At 66.0% G+C, this 18,997-nt stretch carries 14 protein-coding genes, 2 rRNA genes and 1 other RNA gene (1 of these 17 cut by a window edge); 5 read left to right on the top strand and 12 right to left on the bottom strand.

Going from position 1 to position 18,997, the window contains the following annotated elements; translation table 11 throughout:
- Positions 1-2: 2 nt before the first annotated feature.
- The 3 genes from ACZ5LB_RS02900 to ACZ5LB_RS02890 are packed head-to-tail and all read right to left on the bottom strand — an operon-like array spanning position 3 to position 2,411.
- The gene (locus ACZ5LB_RS02900) at positions 3-1,001 is read right to left on the bottom strand and encodes a chorismate synthase (RefSeq protein ID WP_464604656.1); all 999 of its coding nucleotides are present in this window, start codon (positions 999-1,001) and stop codon (positions 3-5) included.
- Positions 998-2,242, bottom strand: a complete 1,245-nt coding sequence (aroA, locus tag ACZ5LB_RS02895) for a 3-phosphoshikimate 1-carboxyvinyltransferase (protein ID WP_464604655.1) — start codon at positions 2,240-2,242, stop codon at positions 998-1,000. Before aroA ends, ACZ5LB_RS02900 begins: the two co-directional genes overlap by 4 nt.
- Before the next feature lie 4 nt (positions 2,243-2,246).
- Positions 2,247-2,411, bottom strand: a complete 165-nt coding sequence (locus ACZ5LB_RS02890) for a hypothetical protein (RefSeq protein WP_464604654.1) — start codon at positions 2,409-2,411, stop codon at positions 2,247-2,249.
- A gap of 153 nt (positions 2,412-2,564) precedes the next feature.
- Here ACZ5LB_RS02890 and ACZ5LB_RS02885 point away from each other — a divergent pair, with 153 nt between their 5' ends.
- Positions 2,565-4,958, top strand: a complete 2,394-nt coding sequence (locus tag ACZ5LB_RS02885) for a TonB-dependent receptor (RefSeq protein WP_464604653.1) — start codon at positions 2,565-2,567, stop codon at positions 4,956-4,958.
- Here ACZ5LB_RS02885 and ACZ5LB_RS02880 read toward each other — a convergent pair.
- From ACZ5LB_RS02880 to ACZ5LB_RS02865, 4 genes are all read right to left on the bottom strand, one after another.
- Entirely contained in the window at positions 4,948-6,810 is a 1,863-nt protein-coding gene (locus ACZ5LB_RS02880) for a PAS domain-containing hybrid sensor histidine kinase/response regulator (RefSeq protein WP_464604652.1), read from the bottom strand. The genes ACZ5LB_RS02885 and ACZ5LB_RS02880 overlap by 11 nt on opposite strands.
- A gap of 489 nt (positions 6,811-7,299) precedes the next feature.
- Positions 7,300-8,586, bottom strand: a complete 1,287-nt coding sequence (gene ltrA, locus ACZ5LB_RS02875; protein WP_464603709.1) for a group II intron reverse transcriptase/maturase — start codon at positions 8,584-8,586, stop codon at positions 7,300-7,302.
- 895 nt (positions 8,587-9,481) lie between these two features.
- Positions 9,482-11,014, bottom strand: a complete 1,533-nt coding sequence (locus ACZ5LB_RS02870) for an immunoglobulin-like domain-containing protein (RefSeq protein ID WP_464604651.1) — start codon at positions 11,012-11,014, stop codon at positions 9,482-9,484.
- A 236-nt stretch (positions 11,015-11,250) separates the two neighbouring features.
- Positions 11,251-11,523 (bottom strand): hypothetical protein, encoded by a 273-nt coding sequence (locus ACZ5LB_RS02865; RefSeq protein ID WP_464604650.1) that lies wholly within the window; start codon positions 11,521-11,523, stop codon positions 11,251-11,253.
- Between the two features lie 111 nt (positions 11,524-11,634).
- On the opposite strand from ACZ5LB_RS02865, the gene dtd reads away from it, so the two are divergent.
- Complete coding sequence (dtd, locus tag ACZ5LB_RS02860; RefSeq protein WP_464604649.1) at positions 11,635-12,069, top strand: D-aminoacyl-tRNA deacylase; 435 nt, start codon at positions 11,635-11,637, stop codon at positions 12,067-12,069.
- On the opposite strand, the gene ACZ5LB_RS02855 is transcribed toward dtd, so the two are convergent.
- On the bottom strand, positions 12,070-12,876 hold the full coding sequence (locus tag ACZ5LB_RS02855) for a hypothetical protein (protein WP_464604648.1): 807 nt from the start codon (positions 12,874-12,876) through the stop codon (positions 12,070-12,072).
- Positions 12,877-12,936: 60 nt separating this feature from the next.
- Between ACZ5LB_RS02855 and hutI the strand changes: the two genes are divergently transcribed.
- Positions 12,937-14,148 (top strand): imidazolonepropionase, encoded by a 1,212-nt coding sequence (gene hutI / locus ACZ5LB_RS02850; protein ID WP_464604647.1) that lies wholly within the window; start codon positions 12,937-12,939, stop codon positions 14,146-14,148.
- Positions 14,149-14,228: 80 nt separating this feature from the next.
- On the opposite strand, the gene ACZ5LB_RS02845 is transcribed toward hutI, so the two are convergent.
- The gene (locus ACZ5LB_RS02845) at positions 14,229-14,459 is read right to left on the bottom strand and encodes a hypothetical protein (protein ID WP_306600184.1); all 231 of its coding nucleotides are present in this window, start codon (positions 14,457-14,459) and stop codon (positions 14,229-14,231) included.
- A 146-nt stretch (positions 14,460-14,605) separates the two neighbouring features.
- Between ACZ5LB_RS02845 and ACZ5LB_RS02840 the strand changes: the two genes are divergently transcribed.
- Positions 14,606-15,331, top strand: a complete 726-nt coding sequence (locus ACZ5LB_RS02840; RefSeq protein WP_464604646.1) for a class I SAM-dependent methyltransferase — start codon at positions 14,606-14,608, stop codon at positions 15,329-15,331.
- Positions 15,332-15,353: 22 nt separating this feature from the next.
- Here the strand turns inward: ACZ5LB_RS02840 and rnpB are convergent.
- An RNA gene (gene rnpB, locus ACZ5LB_RS02835) (RNase P RNA component class A) lies at positions 15,354-15,719 on the bottom strand.
- A 150-nt stretch (positions 15,720-15,869) separates the two neighbouring features.
- Here rnpB and ACZ5LB_RS02830 point away from each other — a divergent pair.
- Positions 15,870-16,358 (top strand): hypothetical protein, encoded by a 489-nt coding sequence (locus tag ACZ5LB_RS02830; protein ID WP_464604645.1) that lies wholly within the window; start codon positions 15,870-15,872, stop codon positions 16,356-16,358.
- A 59-nt stretch (positions 16,359-16,417) separates the two neighbouring features.
- On the opposite strand, the gene rrf is transcribed toward ACZ5LB_RS02830, so the two are convergent.
- Both rrf and ACZ5LB_RS02820 read right to left on the bottom strand, forming a co-directional pair.
- Positions 16,418-16,533, bottom strand: a 5S ribosomal RNA gene (gene rrf, locus ACZ5LB_RS02825).
- 96 nt (positions 16,534-16,629) lie between these two features.
- Positions 16,630-18,997 (bottom strand): 23S ribosomal RNA (locus ACZ5LB_RS02820) (it continues 570 nt past the right edge of the window).

The raw sequence follows: 18,997 nt of genomic DNA, 5'->3' as shown, positions 1-18,997 counted from the left end.
TCCTATTCCGCCAGCACCCTTTTCAGCCGCCCCTCCCGCATCATCAGGTCCGCCAGCACTACCGCCGTCATCGCCTCCAGCACCACCGGCACCCGCAGGGCGATGCAGGCGTCGTGGCGGCCTCCGACCTTCAGTTCGGCGGGGGCCTGGGTGCGCAGGTCCAGGGTGGTCTGGGCGGCCTTGATGCTGGAGGTGGGCTTCACGCCCACGCGGAACACCAGTTCGTTGCCGTTGGTGATGCCGCCGTTGACGCCGCCGGCGTGGTTGGTGGCGGTGCGGCCGTCCATGTCCAGGATGGGATCGTTCACCTGGCTTCCCCGGAGGCGGCAGGCGCCGAAGCCGTCGCCGAACTCGATGCCCTTGATGGCGGGGATGGAGAAGGCCCCGTGGGCGAGCAGGGATTCCACGCTGTCGAAGAAGGGTTCGCCGAGGCCCGTGGGAAGCCCCTGGACGCGGCATTCCACGATGCCGCCCACCGAGTCGCCCGCGGCCATGGCCTCCTGGATGGCGCGCTCGATGTCGAAATTACCGCCGGCCTCCAGGAGCCGGGCTTCCACGCGCACCGGGGCGAGCAGCTTCTTGGCGACGACGCCCGCGGCCACCAGGCCCGCCGTGAGCCGGCCCGAGAAGTGGCCGCTGCCGCGCATGTCGGCGAAACCGCCGTACTTCTTCAGGGCCACCCAGTCGGCGTGGCCGGGGCGGGGCGTCTCCCGGATGGCCTCGTAGGCCCCGGAGTCCGTGTTCCGGTTGGCGAAGAGCACGAGGATGGGCGCGCCCGTGGTGCGCCCGTCCAGGATCCCGGTCTGGATGAGCGCGGTGTCGTCCTCCCGCCGGGGCGTGGTGCCGGGGGCCGAGCCGCCCCTGCGCCGCTCCATGTCCGCGGCGAAATCCCCGGGCTCCAGGAACAGGCCCGCGGGGCACCCGTCCAGGAGGATCCCCACGCAGGATCCGTGGGACTCGCCCAGGATCGAAATCCGGAAGGACTGGCCGAAAGCGTTCACGCGCCACCTCGCAGGAAAGCCAGATCGTTGAAGAATCCGGGATAGGACTTGTCCACGCAGCCCTCGCCCTCCAGGGTCGCTCCGCGCGCGCTGCGGAGGCCGGCCACGGCGCAGGCCATGGCCATGCGGTGATCGTTGTGGGGGTCGATGGCCCCGCCTTCGAGGGGGCCGCCCTGGATCTCTATCCAGTCGCCCTCCACCCGCAGGGTCGCGCCCATGGCCGAGAGTTCGGCCACCAGGGCCGCGGCGCGGTCGCTCTCCTTGGCCTTCAGGCGCGAGGCGCCCCGGAGGCGGGTGAGGCCCCGGGCGTGGCAGGCCAGGGCCGCCAGGGGAGGAAAGAGGTCCGGGCAGTCCGTGGCGTCGAAGGTGAAGCCGCGCAGGTCGGCGCGCCGCAGGCGGAGCGTGCCGCCCTCCCAGGCGGGTGCCGCGCCGGCGTCCTCCAGGGCCCCCAGGATCGCCCGGTCCGCCTGGGCCGAAGCGGGGTCCAGGCCGTCCACCGCCACGTCGCCGGCCACGGCGCCGGCCACCAGGAGGAAGGCCGCGCCGGACCAGTCCCCTTCCACGGCCAGGTCCACGGGCCGGTAGGTCTGGCCGCCGGGCACGAGGAAGAGGTCCAGGGCCGGCGAGGCCTCCACCCGGACCCCGAACGCCTCCAGCACGTCCAGGGTCATGCGGATGTAGGGGCCGCTGCGCAGGCCCTCCACCTCCACGCGGCTGTCGCCGGGGGCGCCGGGCAGGGCCAGGAGGAGGCCGCTGAGGAACTGGCTGCTGGCGCGGCCATCCACCCGCACGCGCCCCCCCCGCAGGGGCCCCCGCACGGTGATGGGAGGGAAGCCGTCGTGGGTGGCGCAGGCCACCCCCAGCTGCCGCAGGGGCTCCAGCACCATGTCCATGGGGCGGGTGAGGAGCGAGCCGCGGCCCGTGAGGGTCATGGGCAGGTCCCGGAGGGCGGCCACCGCCGCCGCGGCCCGCAGGCAGAACCCGGACTCTCCGCAGTCCAGGGTCCCCGTCCGGGGCTGGCCCGCGCCGCGGATCGCCAGGACGTCCTCCGCCGCCTCCACCCCGGCGCCCAGGTCCCGGATGACCCCCAGGCAGGCCACGCCGTCCGCGGAGGCGCCGGGCCTTCGAATGAAGCTCGTGCCCGGGGCCAGGGACGCCGCCAGGAGCAGGCGCTGGAGGTGGCTCTTGGACGCGGGGGCCCGGAGGCGGCCCGCCACGGGGCCGGGGGGGACGTGGATCATCGGCTCATTCCGGATCCCGGAAGGCCAGTCGCTCCCGCTCCCGGGGATCCAGGGTCTCGAGGAATTCCTGGTAGCGCCGCTCGTTTTCCCGGAGCCGGGCGCCCATGAAGCGGCTGGCCCGGATTTCAGCGGGGGTGAGGGTCCGTTCTTTGCGCTTCGGGCTCGCCATGCGTGCATGGTACCGGTGCCCTGGGGAAAAAGCCACCGGGAGCGCCGAATTCACGCCAAAGCAAATAGAAATCATTTTCACTTGAACCAAACAGAAACGAGTTCTATTCTCTTTCCAGGCACTTGCCCCGAACCCTGCCATTCCGAGGACCCGATGAATCGTGCTTATATTCTGCTGGCCGCCGCGGCCATCCCTGCCCTCCTCTCCGCCGCCTCCTCGGGCAGCGGCCTGATTTCAGGCGTCGTGAAGGACGAGGCGGGCAAGGCGGTCGTCGGCGCCGTGGTCACCCTGGAGAACCGCGTCGCCGGGCGTCTCCAGAGCACCCGCACCGACGGCCAGGGGCGCTTTTCCCTGTACAACGTGCCCTTCAACGACTACCACCTGGAGGCCTCCGCGCCGGGCCTGGCCACCAGCCACCGCGACCTGACCGTGCGCAACGCCCTCCCGCAGCACCTCGCCCTGACCCTGCCCCAGGCCGGCGCGGTGGTGGTGGTGGAGGAACAGTCCGGCCTCATCGAGGACCACCCCTCCAGCCACATCCACATCGACCGCGCCACCATCGAGCAGATCCCCGCCGTGGTCCAGAGCCGGGGCATGGAGAGCATCCTGCTGGCCACCCCGGGGTTCATCCAGGACGAGAACGGGCGGTTCCACTTCCGGGGCAGCCACGGCCAGGCGATGTACGTCATCGACGGCGTTCCCGTCACCGACCAGATGCAGGCCACCTTCTCCAATTCCCTGGACCCGGGCCAGGTGGAGAGCATGGAGGTCATCACGGGCGGCATCTCCGCGGAATACGGCGGCAAGCCCGGGGCGGTGGTGAACCTCACCTCCAAGTCGGGCCTGGGGACCCCGGGCGGCTTCGAGGGCAACGTCACCCTGGGCGCGGCCCGCTTCAACACCTACGAGACCGGCCTGAGCCTGCGGGGCTGCGGCGACCGCGCCGGCTGGTTCGTCACCGCCGCGGGCTCGTCCAGCGACCGCTTCCTGGACCCGGTAAACTTCGAGAACCTGCACAACCACGGCGCCACGGGCCGGATCTTCACGCGCCTGGACTGGCTGCTTTCAGACCGCGACACCCTGAGGCTCTCCGCGGGCGGCGGCGCCACGGCCCGCGACGTGGTCAACCTCGCCAGCCAGGAGGCGCGGGGCCAGGACCAGCGGGCCCGCAACGTGGACGCGAACCTCAACCTGGGCTGGACGCACCTCCTGGGCGCCGACGCCAGCTTCGAGGCCACCCTCTTCTACCGCCACTCCACCGCCAGGCTGGATCCCACCGCGGACCTGGCGCCGGGCTTCGCCGGGGGCGGCCCCGATTCCCCCTACTGGGCCCGCCAGGACCGGTCCCTGGACAACCAGGGCGCCACGGTGGCCTACCAGCGGAAGAAGGGCGACGACACGTTCAAGGCCGGGCTGCAGTACGTGCGCTACCCCCTCCGCGAGCGCTTCGCCTTCGCCGTCACCGACGGCGCCCAGGTCACCGACGGGGCCGATCCGCTCTACCCCTACACGCCCCAGGGCGGCGGCAACATCTTCCGGTTCGACGAGGGCTTCGCGCCCTCCCTGGCCTCGGCCTACGTGCAGCAGGACCTCAAGGCCGGCGACTGGAACCTGGGCCTGGGCCTGCGCCTGGACAGCTACCACGGCCGGGGCTACGTGCACAACCAGCTGCAGCCGCGGGTGGGCGTGTCGCGCACCTTCCCGGCCACGGGCACGCTCCTGCGGGCCAGCTACGACCGGCTCCTCATCACGCCCGAGAACGAGAACCTGGCCTTCTCCACGTCCCAGGCCGCCTGGGACCTCACGGCCGCCGCCGGCACCCCCGTGCCCCGCCTGCGGCCCGAGCTCCAGGACAGCTTCCTGGTGGGCGCCGAGCAGCAGCTGGGCGGGATCTTCAAGGCCAGCCTGGACTACTGGTGGAAGGACAGCCTCAACAGCGCCGACAACGACCAGTTCCTGAACACGGGCGTGCTCTTCCCCACCGCCGCCAGCCGCGGCACCTTCCACGGCATGGACCTGCGCCTGGACCTGCTGGAAGTGCGCGGCTGGTCCGCCTACCTCAGCGCGGGCACCGTGCGCACCCTCTTCCGCAGCCCCACCGTGGGCGGCCTGTCCTCGGCGGAGGCCTCCCTGCCCCCGGGGACCCCGTACCTCATCGACCACGACGAGAAGCTCACCATGCAGCTGGGCGTCCACTACCAGTCGAAGACGTTCTTCGCGCAGGTGATCGGACGGTACGACTCGGGCCTGGTGGCCGGCGACCCCGGCGAAGCCGCGGGCAACCCCGACTACGCATTCGGCATCCCTTTCGTGCGGGTCACGGACGACTCCCTGGTGGGCCCCACGTGGCGCATCCGCCCGCGCACGGTGTGGAACCTGAGCGCGGGCCGCGAGTTCGCCACCGGCGGACGCACCTCCCTGGCGCTGGCCGCCAACCTCCTCAACGTCTTCGACGAAAAGGGCCTCTACAACTTCCTAAGCGCCTTCGGGGGCACCCACGTCATTCCGCCCCGCACCCTCGCGGTGAACCTGAAGTTCAAGTTCTAGCCTTCAGGGCGAGGCTGACCGCGGTCTCGAACTGGACGCGGTTGTAGGGCTTGGGCAGGAAGCCCGCCAGGTCCCCGCCGGTGAAGTCGCCCACCGCGAAGGTCTCGTTGTAGCCGCTGGTGAGCAGGACGGGGATGGTGGGGTCCTCGGCGGCCATGGCCCGGAAGGCCTCCCGGCCGTCCATGCGGGGCATGGTGAGGTCCAGGATCACCAGGATGAGCTCTTCCCGCCGCTGGCGGAAGAGGTCCACGGCCTCGGCGCCGTCGGCGGCCTCGACCACCTGGAGCCCCATGGTCCCGGCCAGGGCGCAGGCCACGGCACGCGCGGGACCTTCGTCGTCCACGATCAACACCGTCCCCCGGGCCTGGAATCCCTCCGGGGCGCGCTCCTCGGGCGTTTCGGCGCCCGGAATCTCCACCGCGGGCAGGAAGAGCTTCATGGACGTGCCCTGGCCCGGTTCGCTGTAGACCTTGATGCTGCCGCCGTGGCTCTTCAGGATCCCCATGAGCGCCGAGAGGCCCAGGCCGCGGCCCGTGAACTTGGTGGTGAAGAAGGGGTCGAAGATCAGGTTGATGACCTCGCGGGTCATGCCGCAGCCCGTGTCGGAAACCTCGATGACCACGTAGCGCCCCGGCGGGATGGGGATGGCCGGCACCAGCGTGGTCAGGTAGACGGAATCGAGCCACTGCACCCCGGTGCGCAGGGTGATGGTCCCCCCCTCCTCGCCCAGGGCCTCGGAGGCGTTGGTCACCAGGTTCATGACCAGCTGCTGCATCTGGGCGGGGTCGCCCTCCACTTCGGGCAGCGTCGAGGCCAGTTCCAGGCGGATGGCGGCCTTCTTGGAGATGGACACCGAAAGGAGCTCGGTCATCTCCCGCACCACATGGTTGAGGTTGATGGGCGTGATCATCACCTTGCCCTTGCCCGCGTAGGCCAGCATCTGGCGCGTGAGGTCCGCGGCGCGCAGGGAGGCCTTCTCGATCTGCTCCAGGTGGGGCGCCGCGGGGCTGCCGGCATCCACCACCATGGAGGCCAGGTTGCAGTTGCCCAGGATCGTGGTGAGCAGGTTGTTGAAGTCGTGGGCGATCCCCCCGGCCAGGACGCCCAGGCTCTCGAGCTTCTGGGACTGGCGGATGGCCTCCTCCCCCTCCTTGCGCTGGGTGATGTCCGCGCGAATGGCCACGAACTGGAAGGGCGCCCCCTGGTCGTCCAGGTAGGGGACGATGGTGGTGTCCACCCAGTAGAAGGTGCCGTCCTTGGCCCGGTTCCGGATCTCGCCCTTCCAGACCTTCCCGGCCTTGATGGTGCGCCACAGGTCCGTGAAGAACGCCTTGGGGTGGTGGCCGCTGTTGATGATGCGGTGGTCCTTCCCCAGCAGCTCCTCGCGGTCGTACTTGGAAATGGCGCAGAACTTGTCGTTGACGTACGTGATCCGGCCGAAGGCGTCGGTGATGGCCACGATGGCGTGCTCGTCCAGGGCGTTCTTGAACACCTCCAGCTCGTGCACGGCGGCCCCGAGCTTGGCCTCGACCCCGTTGCGCTCCACGAAGGGCCTGGCCAGGCCGTAGTAGAGCCGGGAGCCTTCGCTCACCGCCAGGCGCCACACCAGCGTCACCCGCGTGCCGTCCTCCCGCAGGAACCGCGAGCGCTGGGGCGCCAGGGAACCGTTCATCCGGCTCGTCTCCATGACGTGCTTCACCAGGGGCAGGTCCAGGGGATCCACCAGGTCCAGGAAGCGGCGCCCCAGGAGCTCCCGGGGCGCGAGGCCCCACAGCCCCTGGCAGCCCGTGCCCACGGCCTGGAACGCGCCGTCGGGTCCCAGGGAGAAGAAGACGTCGTTACTCTGGGCCATCACCCAATCGAACAGGGAACCGGCACCATCCTGGGGGAGGGCCGGTTCCCTGGAGCATGATTCATTCTGTGACATGGTGGGCTTTCCAACTCCCCACCATGATAATGAGTCTCGTCCGCCGGTGCTGAAAAATCTAGCAGCCCGTCAAAGTAATCGCTCGTGTCCCAGCCTTTCGCCCCGTTCGTTTCTTGGGGGCGCTGCCGCGCCCCCAAGAAACGGAAAGCATCGCAGGTTGGGCAGGCGCGTGTGTTCTATCCACGCTGGGAGGACTTGGGACGGGTGGTCGAAGGCCGTCCTGATTCAATCATCGAAGCCGTTCGAAACGAAAAGCCAATCGCCGAGGCGCCGGGACGCCGAGGTTCGCTGAGACCTTCTTTTATTCTTCGGCGACCCTCGGCGTCTTCGGCGCCTCGGGTCGGGTAGGCCCGGGGCGTTGCCGCCCCAGGCCCCCCACAGATCCGGACGTGCCCGATTAAGGCATCCGGCTCCTCAGACCACGTAAGTAGCTGCGAGTGGGCGAGGCACGTTCCTTTTCAGCCTTGGCTGAGGGAGCGGAAACCGTTCCAGCAACCTGTAGAAGGCTTTCCAGGAGAGCACTGCCCTCTGGGACCTCCGCCCCAGCCACTTCTTCCACAGGTGCATGACCTGGTATCTGAAGTTGCCGATGGAACGCGAGTTCCCTGTGATGCCGTAGTAGTTGTAGTGGCCCACCAGCTTCTGGCGCAGGGTCTTGTGCTGGTCCTGGATCCGTTCATGCCGGTTGTGCCTGAACCAATCCCCCAGCGTCCTGATGGCACGGCTGAACCGCTTCTTCGAAGTCTTCCGCTTCACCACCCAGGCCCCTTTCAGGGACTTGCCCCAGTAATGGGTGAACCCCAGGAAATCGAAGTTGCCAGGGCCCCCTTCGGGGTCCCGCGGTTCCTTCGGCTTCCGGAATTCCACCAGCCGGGTCTTGTCCGGATGGATCTTCAGACCGAACTTCTCGAATCGCTTCGGCAGTACTTCCAGGACACGCCGTGCGTCTTCTTCCCGGGCGAAGCCCATCACGAAATCGTCCGCGTAGCGCACCAGAAAGGCCTGGCCCCGCAGCCGGGGCTTCACCTCTCGTTCGAACCACACGTCCAGCACTTCGTGGAGGTAGATATTCGCCAGCATCGGGGAGATCACCCCGCCTTGCGGGCTGCCTGTCTCTGGGTGCGTGATGCATCCCTGGTCCAGGACTCCCGCGTTCAACCATTTGCCGATCAGGCGCTTCACCACTCCGTCCCGCATCCGCTTGTCCAGCATTTCCCGCAGGCAGGCGTGGTCCAACGTATCGAAATACTGTCGGATATCCACGTCTAGCAGCCACCCGCCCCCCATTTTCATCGTCTGGTTCCAGATGGCCTGCAGGGCCTGGTGCGCCGACCGCCCGGGCCGGAATCCGTATGAACAGTCCAGAAAGTCCTGCTCATAGAGGGGTTCCAGGAGCATGACCACCGCCCTTTGGAGGACCTTGTCCTCGAAGGTGGGGATCCCCAGGGGACGCTGGGTTCCATCCGCTTTGGGGATGAATACCCTTCGCACGGGCGGGGCTTTGTAGGGGTCGCCGTCCTTGGCCCGTCTCAGCAGAGATTGGAGATTTGCCTCCAGGTTTTCCGCATAGTCCTTGGCCGTCTGTCCGTCTATCCCCACCGCCCCATCCTTTCGGGTTCGCCGGTAGGCTTCCGTGAGCCATTCGACGTCCATGTGGTGGGCCAGGGTACGCAGCGCCGCCTCCGGCATCTGCCTGGACAATTCTGCTATCCGTTGTTGTTTCGTGGAGACCGTTCCGGGAGACGAAGTTCCCATGGCCTTTCCCTCCAACGTTTCCGTGATCTGGCAGCCCCTTGGCTCCGGCGGGTCCCTCGGATCGGTTCCCCGCCTTCATCGCTACTACGAGCTGCTCCGATTCCCTGCCGATCCTCCCGCTTCCCTCGTTTGGCTTGAGGAGGCGGTACCGCCTTCGCATCCGGTTGTTCGCTCCTGATCGGGTCGGTGCCCCCCGTCCAGGCCAGGGTTGTTTGGGTTGTGGCGTCCCTAACCACGGTTCCAGGCGGAAACGGCAGGGCCTCCCCGGTTCCTGGGGGGACCCCCTGCGAACATGCCCTGCTCTTCGACCCCGGCGGGACCCTCGGGTCAGGCCATTACGACCCTACGGTGCGGCCTTCCGTGCTGTCGACGACGTCGGCTCCCGCGCTCTAAATCTTTCGAGGCTCCATCACACGGCCTATTCGCTCGCTGTCTACGCTTCGCAGGGCAGGTCACCCACACCCTACGCAAGACTCGCTTCTGGCTGCTGGCCAGCTTTGCCAGGCGGGGGTGGTTACCCGCCGGGTCCCATTGCGAGGTTTCAGGTTTCTATGTCATCCATCCTCCTCGCCCCGGCTTTCCGGGCGCACCGACAAGGCCCTTCGATGGAGTTTGCCGGATTCACCGCGCAACAGGTCGGCAGCAACAGACTTCAGGCATCCTGGGTTTGCCTACGGCAACCGGGACGAGGACTCCTTCTTTCTCAAGATCCGTGCGGCCTTCCCCCTGAGTTCCGGGAAGAACCTTTCTCCCGATGCTCTCCGTCGCGGGAGTTGCGACAGCAACTCCCGCGACGAATGGGGCGAAATGTAGGGACCCGTATTTTAAGTAGACGGGCTGTCTAGCGGACCCGGTTCCCCAGCGGGAAGGTCTCGGTGGCGCCCCAGGCGATGGCGCCGCCGGCGGTGTTCGTCTTGTTCCAGAGGCATTCCCGCACGGTGAACAGCTTCTTCGCGGTGTCGATGGTCACCACCTGGAAGGACAGCTTCTTGGGGTCCTTGGCGGAATCCTTGCCCTTCATGGGCGAATCCACCCGGAAGACCGGAATGGCCAGCTGGGTCATCTTGTTGTCGACCGTGACGCTGTTCTCGCCATTCCAGGTTCTGAATTGATTGAAATTATCGTGACCATGGAACCAGGCGACGATGTTCTTGTGGGCCTTGAGGAAGGTGGCCAGGGCCTTGACCTCCTTGGTGGGGGCCGTGGCGGTGGTGACGGCGGTGGCGGGGGCGACCACGTTGCTGATGTCCATGGCGTCCCGGAAATAGTTGGCGAACCCGCCCGCCCAGGGGAAGTCCAGGCCGTTGGACAGGGGATCCCGGAAGTTGGCGCCCGTCTGTTCGGGTGGCATGTGCGCGAAAATGAACACGGGCGAGCTGGTGGGGACGTTCGTCAGGTAGGCTTCCAGCTTCTCCTGCATCTCGGCGTCCAGCCACATGTTCAGGAAGACGAAGTGGATCCCGCCGAAGACCTTCACGTTGAAGACTTTGTGGAGGTTGTAGTTGAATTCGGTGGTGAGCAGCGGCGTGGCGGGCTTCATGGTCCAGTTGTAGATGTTGACGAAGCACGTGGGGTCGCTGGCGGGGTTCATGACCTCCGGGCCGCCCAGGGCGTTGGTGACGTCGTGGTTGCCCGGCGTGAGGAAGATGGGCAGGGCCGCGCCTTTGCGGTCCTTGAGGGTCAGGCCGTCCGAGTAGATGGTCTTCCACTGGTTGAAGCTGGCGGCGGAGGAATTGCCGTTGGATTCCGGAGGAAGGACGCTCCGGCTGGCGACGTCCCCCGTGAACGCCAGGAAGTCGAAGTTGCCGAAGGCCACGCCCGCGTTGACGCCGTAGTCGCCGGGCGCCGCCACGCCGGGCAGCAGGTTCATGGCGTCCCGGGCCCGGCCGTTCACCTCGACGGCATCCACGGGCGTGGTGGCCCCCTGGAAGGCCGCGGACACGGACGTCACGTCCCCGAAGTGGCAATCGGAGCTGAACAGGAACTGGACGGTGTCCACCGGCTTGACGTTGACGGTGAAGGTGCGGGTGGTCACCGACGCGCCCAGGGTGACCTGGGCCGTGAGGGTCACGGCGCCGTCGCCGCCCACCGGCGGCCTCACGACCTTCCCGGCGGGGCTGAGGGCCACCGGGTTGCTGGAGGTCCACGCGATGGCGGAACCGGCCGCGGCGCCCTTGGTGGGCAGGGTGACGTCCTTGGTGACGCTGGCGGCGGTGTCACCGGTCGCGTAGGCGATCTCGATGACGCTGGCGTCCGCCGCGGTGCGGTCGCTGTCGGCCACCGAGGAACTGCTCGCGCAGGAAACCCCCAGGACCAGGGTCGCCGTGGCTGCGCCCAGCAGCACGGTCGGGGTTGGGTACGGTCGAAGTCGCATGGTCTCTCCTGGAAAGGTGGACGCACCCTGCCCTTCCGCCGGAATGGCGGGAGGAAGGCTGACGAATGGAGCACGGCTGGAATCGCCTGGAGGACTCAGGGCAATTCAAGTGCCAGGATCGTCAGGGGTCGCGAAGCGGCCCAGGCCTAGGCGTCCACTTACCAGCCAGCCCCGTGGGAGGGCGACCTATGCGGAATCCCGCACGCAGGATGCGGCAACCCGCACGGCGTGCGCCCTCAGCGGTTCGCGGCGCCGGCTTCCACGCGCACCGTGAGGCCTTCCAGCAGGTCCCAGGTCTGGTGGCATTCGTCGCAGCTGCTCCTGGGCTCGCCGCAGGGGAAGCCCTCGGCGCCCACGCCCTGGCAGCGCGGATTCTGGACGAAGAACAGCAGCTCGCCGATGACTTCGAACATGCGCTCCCGCTGGTCGCTCTCGGGCAGCCCGCGCAGGGCCTGGACAAGCTTCCACTCCGCTGGACTCAGATCCGCTTGGATGATGGTCTCGGGCATGGGGGCCTCCTTGGCTATGGCCAGTATAGGCAGGGAGCCTCCCCAAAGGGGACCCTTCCGGTAACTTGTGACCGGCGCCGGATTGCCGGTAGGGTTGTGTCTGGGGGGCCCATGAAGGCGGTGATCCAGCGGGTGAAGCGGGCGGAAGTACGATGCGGTGCCCAGGTGGCCGCCATCGGTCCCGGCCTCCTGGTGCTCGCGGGCCTGGAGAAGGGCGACACGGAGGAACAGTGCCGTTGGGCCGCCGCCAAGATCGCCGCGCTGAGGATCTTCGAAGACGCCGAGGGCCGCATGAACCTGTCCCTCCAGGACACGGGCGGCGAGATCCTCGTCATCTCCCAGTTCACGCTGGCGGGGAGCCTCGAGCGGGGAAGACGCCCGTCCTTCGACGGGGCCATGGCCCCGGAGCCGGCCCGGGACCTGTTCGGGACGTTCGCGGGTCTCCTGGAGGCCCAGTGGCCGCGGGTGAAGCGAGGCTTCTTCCAGGAGCACATGGAGGTGGACCTGGTCAACGACGGCCCGGCGACCTTCATCCTCGAGCGCTGATCACTTCTTCGCGGCGGCGCCCACCATCACAGCCTTGAACCGCGCGAGGGCCTCCTCGCGGGTGCTCCCCGGGGGAAGGCGCATCACCGCCAGCACCAGGCCGTTGCCCCCCACGGCCCAGGCCTGGGTCGAGGCCGCGCCGCCCGCGGCGGCGGGGGCCGTGGACTTGAACCACCAGGCGTTCTCCTTGAACGTCTCGTCCATGAAGCTGAGCAGGAGCCTGCGGTAGAGGCGCACCGCCTCCTCCTGGGCCGGGTCCGCGAGCCAGCGCAGCAGGGCCTCGGGACTCGTGCGCAGCAGGTCCCCCTCGCCGAACCAGGACGCGCCCAGGTCCGGCACGCCCTCGGCATCCGGCAGGCGCCGTCCCAGGAAGGGCTGGAAGACGTCCACCATGCGGGCCCGGGCGGGACCGTCGCCGTAGTCCTCCGCCCACCGCTGGGCGGACATGCGCGCCCAGCCCATGAAGGCGAGCCGGCAGTCCTCCCGCAGCGCCTTGGAAAGATCCACGCGCCCATGCCCCTTGGGGTTCGAGCACCGGAAGGGACCCATGGCCCCGGTGCACTTGAACGACAGGACCCCGCTCTCCCAGACCGCGCCCTCGAGCTTGGCCCAGAGCAGCTGGGAGAAGGCGCCCATGGGCCCTTCCACCGCGGCATCGCCGTAGCGGTACACCTCCATGTCGGGGCCCGCCAGCGCCAGCGATTCCCCGGGAAGGAGCGCCGGCCGCGGTGGCGGGGCCTTCGTGGGGGCCGCCGCCAGCGTGGCGGTGGCCAAAAGTCCGGAGAGCGTACGTGCGCCGATCCACATCTGGGAGCCCCTTGAAGGGAAGTATAACGGCGCCCCGCGGCCCACGGCATAATGGTTCCCATGGCCACCCTCACCGTCATCACCAACCTGAAGGGGGCCGTGACCCCCGATCCCGCGCGCCCCTGGGCCGTGGATTTCATCGAGGACGCGGCCATCGCCGCGGGCGGAGGGAAGGTCCTGTGGATCGGTCCGCGCGCGGATCTGCCGGCGCGCTTCCGGGACGCCGATGTCGTGGACGGCCAGGGGCGCTGGGCCTCTCCGGGCTTCGTGGACCCGCACACCCACCTGCTCTTCGGCGGAGACCGCAGCCACGAATTCAATCGCCGCCTCCACGGCGTCACCTACGCCCAGCTCGCCGCCGAGGGCGGCGGCATCCGCGAGACCGTGCGCGCCACGCGCGCCGCCACCGTCCCCGAGCTGGTGGCCCTGGGCGAGGAGCGGCTGCGCGCCTACCGCCGCAAGGGCGTGCTGCACCTGGAGGCCAAGACCGGCTACGGCCTGGAACTGGAGGCCGAAAGCCGCCTCCTGGAAGCCTACGCCCAGCTGCGGAGCCGGGGCTGGAGCCTGGACGTCACGCTCATGCCCGCCCACGACCTGCCGCAGGAATTCACCGGGGATCCGGACCGCTACATCGCCGAGGTGGCGGATGCGTGGCAGCCCGAACTGGTCCGGCGCCACCCCGGCGTCGCGTCCCACTGCGACGTCTTCGTGGAGAAGGGCGTGTTCACCCCGGCCCAGGGCCGGGCCGTCCTGGAATCCGGGCGCCGCCTGGGTCTCAAGCCCCGCATCCACGCCGACGAGTTCTGCTCCACCGGCGGCGCGGAACTGTCCGCGGAGGTGGGCGCCGCCAGCGCCGACCACCTGATGTTCGCGTCGGACGCCGGCATCCGCGCCATGGCCCAGGCCGGGGTGGTGCCGACCCTCCTGCCCGCCACGACCCTGTTCCTGGGCATGAAGGACTACGCCCCGGCCCGGAAGATGATCGCCGACGGCTGCCGCGTCGCCCTGGCCTCGGACTTCAACCCCGGCTCCTGCGCCTGCATCGACCCCCTCCTGGTGCTCCGCCTGGGCTGCCTGCAGCTGCGCCTGACCTTCGAGGAGGCCTTCACCGGCATGACCCTCCACCCCGCCCTCAGCCTCGACCGCGCCGACCTGGGCCACCTGCACCCCGGCGCCAGCGCCCGGGTCCTCCTGTGGGACGTCAAGCACCCCCTGGACCTGGTTTACTGGATGGGCGAGGCCTTCCTCCCGGCGATCGTGGAGCCGGCCTGACGGCCCGAAAGGCCTATAAATACAAAATTAAAAGCCCCGGATCCCCGGGGCTTTCAATCAAGCGGTCACGGCCGGGATCCTCACTGCCCCCGGCCCTTGAATTCCTCAACGATGTGGTAGATCCGTTCCTTGGCCCGAAGCTTGGCCTTCTTGAGTTCCACTTCCTCGATGGTCTCCTTGGCAGAAAGCCGGATCTTGTTGCGGAGGTAGGTCAGCCTCTCGTCGGCAGCCTTGTGTTCCTCCATCAACTTCTTGAATTCAAAATTCTCCCTCGTCAGGCTGTCCTGAATGTCTGGGCGGAGAAAGTCCATGAATCCTCCATAAAAAGAATGTTGTCAGCCACTTCTGACTTCGGTGGACTTATTCTTGCCCCTAGAGTACTCCCGGCCCAATCGCCGTCAAGTGATTAGAATCCGATCTTCCCCTCCCTTTTTCCCCTGCTTCCCGGAGACCGCGCGTGCATTGGTTCGAGCGGGATTTTGACCATCCTCACTACTTCGAAATCTACCGGGACAAGATCCTGGAGGCGGCCCAGGAGGGCCCCGGGCTCGCCCGGCTCCTGGACCTGCCGCCAGGCGCCCGGGTGCTGGACCTTCCCTGCGGCTGGGGCCGCCTGAGGCCCGCGCTGGAGGCCTGCGGCCACCGGGTGGTGGGCGGTGACCTCAGCGCCATGAATCTCCGGCGCCACGCCCGGGAATTCCCCGGGGACCTGGTGCGCCTGGACCTCCGGTCCCTGCCCTTCCGGGACGGCTGTGCCGACGCCGTGTTCTGCGCCTACACCAGCTGGGGCTACTTCGCCACCGACGAGGAGAACCAGCGCCAGTTGGACGAGTTCGCCCGGGTCCTGAAGCCGGGGGGAACCCTCCTGCTGGACCTGGCCGGCCGGGACTTCTTCCTCCGGGCCCTGGCCGTCCTGGACAGGGAGTGGTACGAAGTGGAGGGCCTCTACCTGGAGCGGGTGCGGCTCAGCGACGACGGCCGCCGGTTCCTCACGGACCGGATCATGCGCGGCACCCGGTTCCAGCACGACATCTGGATCCCCACCGACCAGGAGGTGCGGGCCGCCCTGGCGGCCGCGGGCCTGGAAGTGGAACGGACCTTCGGGAGCGTCCAGGGCGCCCCCTGGTTCCCCTACGCCGAACGCTGGATCTACCGGGCCGACAAACCCATGAAGGCACCCTGAAAGAACAGGACCCCCTTGCGGGGGTCCTGGTGAACCGGTAAGCCGGATTCTGTCGTGGGACGTCATTCCTCTAGGGCGATCATCACTGATCGCCTCAAGCGACCTACCCGCTGGCTCGATCGGGCCGATCCTCACTTCCGAAGAAGCTCGCCAGCCTATTTGGTCTTGCTCCGTGGGGGGTTTACCTAGCCCGCCCTGTTGCCAGGAACGTCGGTGGGCTCTTACCCCACCCTTTCACCCTTACCTGATCCCCGTTTCCGGGGCCATCGGCGGTCTGCTCTCTGTTGCACTGTCCATCGGGTCGCCCCGCCCAGGGATTACCTGGCCCACTGCCCTATGGAGTCCGGACTTTCCTCTGCGGATTTACGCAGCGACGCCCTGGTCCACGGTTTCAGCCTATCACACCTGGCCGCTCTCACCTACTCCAGGACGGGTACGTGGGATACCAGGGTGTCGGGAGGAGAAGTTCCCTGGCCATCCGAGTTTTATGAATTATTATTGTCGTGTCTCGTAACCGAGTCCTTTGCAAAGGAGCACCATGGCCCTGACCACCCCCCTGAGCCTTTTCGCCACCGCCTTCATCCTGGCCGTCCCAGGCCAGGCCCTCCGGGCGGATGATCCCGTCTGGCATAACCATTCCTCAAAGGACATCACCTTGAAGGTGGTCGCGGACTCCAAGAATGAAGGCACCATGACCTTCACCCCCGGCGGCACGTTCAAGGCGGCGGGGGACACCATCACCTGGAAAGCCGGTCAGAAAATGACCGTGAAGTACAGTTCCCTGCCGAAATACGCCCACTTCAAGTTCCGGGTCATCGACAGCACCGGCCGATGGGCCACCTTCGTCGCCGACAACCCCTCGATCGGCAGCCCATCGGTGAGGCTCCAGGAAGGCGAGCAGAGCCCGGAGACCAACCCCCCCAAGGATGACGGCCGCCAGTCCCTCTACGACACCGGCAGGTCCAAGGGCGGCCTCCAGATCTCGAACACCTTCATAACCTGGCCTTACCCGGTCAAATGGAACTGAAGCACTCCGATCCAGACCAAACGAAAAAGCCCCCGCGTGAGCGGGGGCTTTGGATTTTAACGTCGCGGCGACCTACTTTTCCACCTGTGTGCCAGGAAGTATCATCGGCCCTCTGGAGCTTAACTGCCGTGTTCGGGATGGGAACGGGTGTGACCTCCAGGGTAAAGCCACGACGAAGGGGTCAGACTTCGAAGTGTTGAAGCGAAGGGTGAGGCGAGACGAGCCTAAACATTAAGCATGGTCTCATTGATTGGATGCAATTGATTGATGAAAAGTCAAGCCAGTGGACCAATTAGTATCGCTCAGCTCAACGCGTTACCGCGCTTACACATGCGACCTATCAACGTCGTGGTCTACGACGGGTCTCGTGGGGAGATCTCATCTTGAGGGGTGTTTCGCGCTTAGATGCTTTCAGCGCTTCTCACTTCCCGACATAGCTACCCAGCATTGCATTTGGAAACACAACTGGAACACCAGAGGTCAGTCCATCCCGGTCCTCTCGTACTAAGGACAGGTCCTCTCAAATCTCCTACGCCCACACTAGATAGGGACCGAACTGTCTCGCGACGTTCTGAACCCAACTCACGTACCGCTATTGATCGGCGAACAGCCGAACCCTTGGGACCTGCTTCAGCCCCAGGATGCGATGAGTCGACATCGAGGTGCCAAACCTTGCCGTCGATATGAACTCTTGGGCAAGATCAGCCTGTTATCCCCGGCGTACCTTTTATCCGTTGAGCGATGGCCCTTCCATGCGGAACCACCGGATCACTATGACCTGCTTTCGCATCTGCTCGACGTGTGTGTCTCGCAGTTAAGCTCCCTTATACCATTGCGCTCTGCGGCTGATTTCCAAACAGCCTGAGGGAACCTTTGCACGCCTCCGTTACTCTTTAGGAGGCGACCGCCCCAGTCAAACTACCCGCCTGACACTGTCTTCCACCCGGATGACGGGCGCGAGTTAGAGATCAGCATTGCGCAGGGAAGTATCTCAACGACGACTCCACCGACCCTAACGAGCCAGTTTCAAAGTCTCCTTCCTATCCTGCACAGCACAATGCCAACCTCAATGTCAAGATGTAGTAAAGGTGCACGGGGTCTTTCCGTCTAAGTGCGGGTAACCGGCATCTTCACCGGTGCTACAAGTTCGCTGAGTCTCTGCTGGAGACAGTTTCCAGATCGTTACGCCATTCGTGCAGGTCGGAACTTACCCGACAAGGAATTTCGCTACCTTAGGACCGTTATAGTTACGGCCGCCGTTCACCGGGGCTTAAATTCGCAGCTTCGCTTGCGCTAACCGCTCCTCTTGACCTTCCGGCACCGGGCAGGCGTCAGCCCCTATACCTCCTCTTTGGAGTTTGCAGAGACCTGTGTTTTTGTTAAACAGTCGCCTGGAACATTTATGTGCCACCACCTCGGGCTATGAACCCTACCGTGGTACCCCTTCTCCCGAAGTTACGGGGTTAATTTGCCGAGTTCCTTCAGCAGAGTTCTCTCAAACGCCTGAGGATTCTCTCCTCGACTACCTGTGTCGGTTTGCGGTACGGTCACACGTGGCTCTCCTTAGCAGCTTTTCTCGGCAGTGTAGGATCAGGACTTTTCGTCAGAGTGCTTGGGCTCGTGCCCACCGGACTTCCCTGGCGGACACCCTTGCAAACTTTCGCAGCACATTCCATAGCGCTACGTCCCTACCTTCCTGCGTCCCTGCATCGTACAAACGAACCACACATGGTGCGGGAATATTAACCAGCTTTCCATCGCCTACGCCTTTCGGCCTCGGCTTAGGGACCGACTAACCCAACGCGGATTGACCTTGCGTTGGAAACCTTAGTCTTACGGCGGACGGGGTTCTCACCCGTCTTTACGCTACTTATGCCGACAGAGTCTCTTCCCATGTCTCCAGCTGTCCTTACGGTCAACCTTCACAGACGTAGGGAATGCTCCCCTACCACAAAGTTCGCAGCTTCGGTACTATGCTTGAGCCCCGTTGAATTGTCGGCACAGACCCGCTTGACCAGTGAGCTATTACGCTTTCTTTAAAGGATAGCTGCTTCTAAGCTAACCTCCTGGCTGTCTAAGCACATCCACATCCTTTTCCACTTAGCATAGATTTTGGGACCTTAGCTGGCGATCTGGGTTCTTTCCCTCTCGACTACGGATCTTATCACCCGCAGTCTGACTGCCGGACTTCACGGCGTGCCATTCGAAGATTGGTTGGATTCAGTAAGCTGGTAAGCCCCCTAGTCCATTCAGGTCTCTACCTGCACGACGAAACATCCGACGCTAGCCCTAAAGCTATTTCGGGGAGAACGAGCTATCACGGAATTTGATTGGCCTTTCACCCCTATCCTCAACTCATCCAAGCGGTTTTCAACCCACACTGGTTCGGACCTCCATTCGGTGTCACCCGAACTTCATCCTGGTCAAGGATAGATCATCCCGTTTCGCGTCTATTCCCAGCGACTGTTCGCCCTATTCAGACTCGGTTTCCCTACGGCACCGCCTCATCGGCTTCGCCTCGCCACTGAAAATAACTAGCCGGCTCATTATGCAAAAGGCACGCGATTCCCCTGGTTTACCATAGGGGTTTCACTGCTTGTAGATTGACGGTTTCAGGTTCTATTTCACTCCCCTCATCG

The organism is Mesoterricola sp. MK458, assembly GCF_055384935.1.
This window is presented reverse-complemented; position numbering and strand designations above follow the sequence as displayed.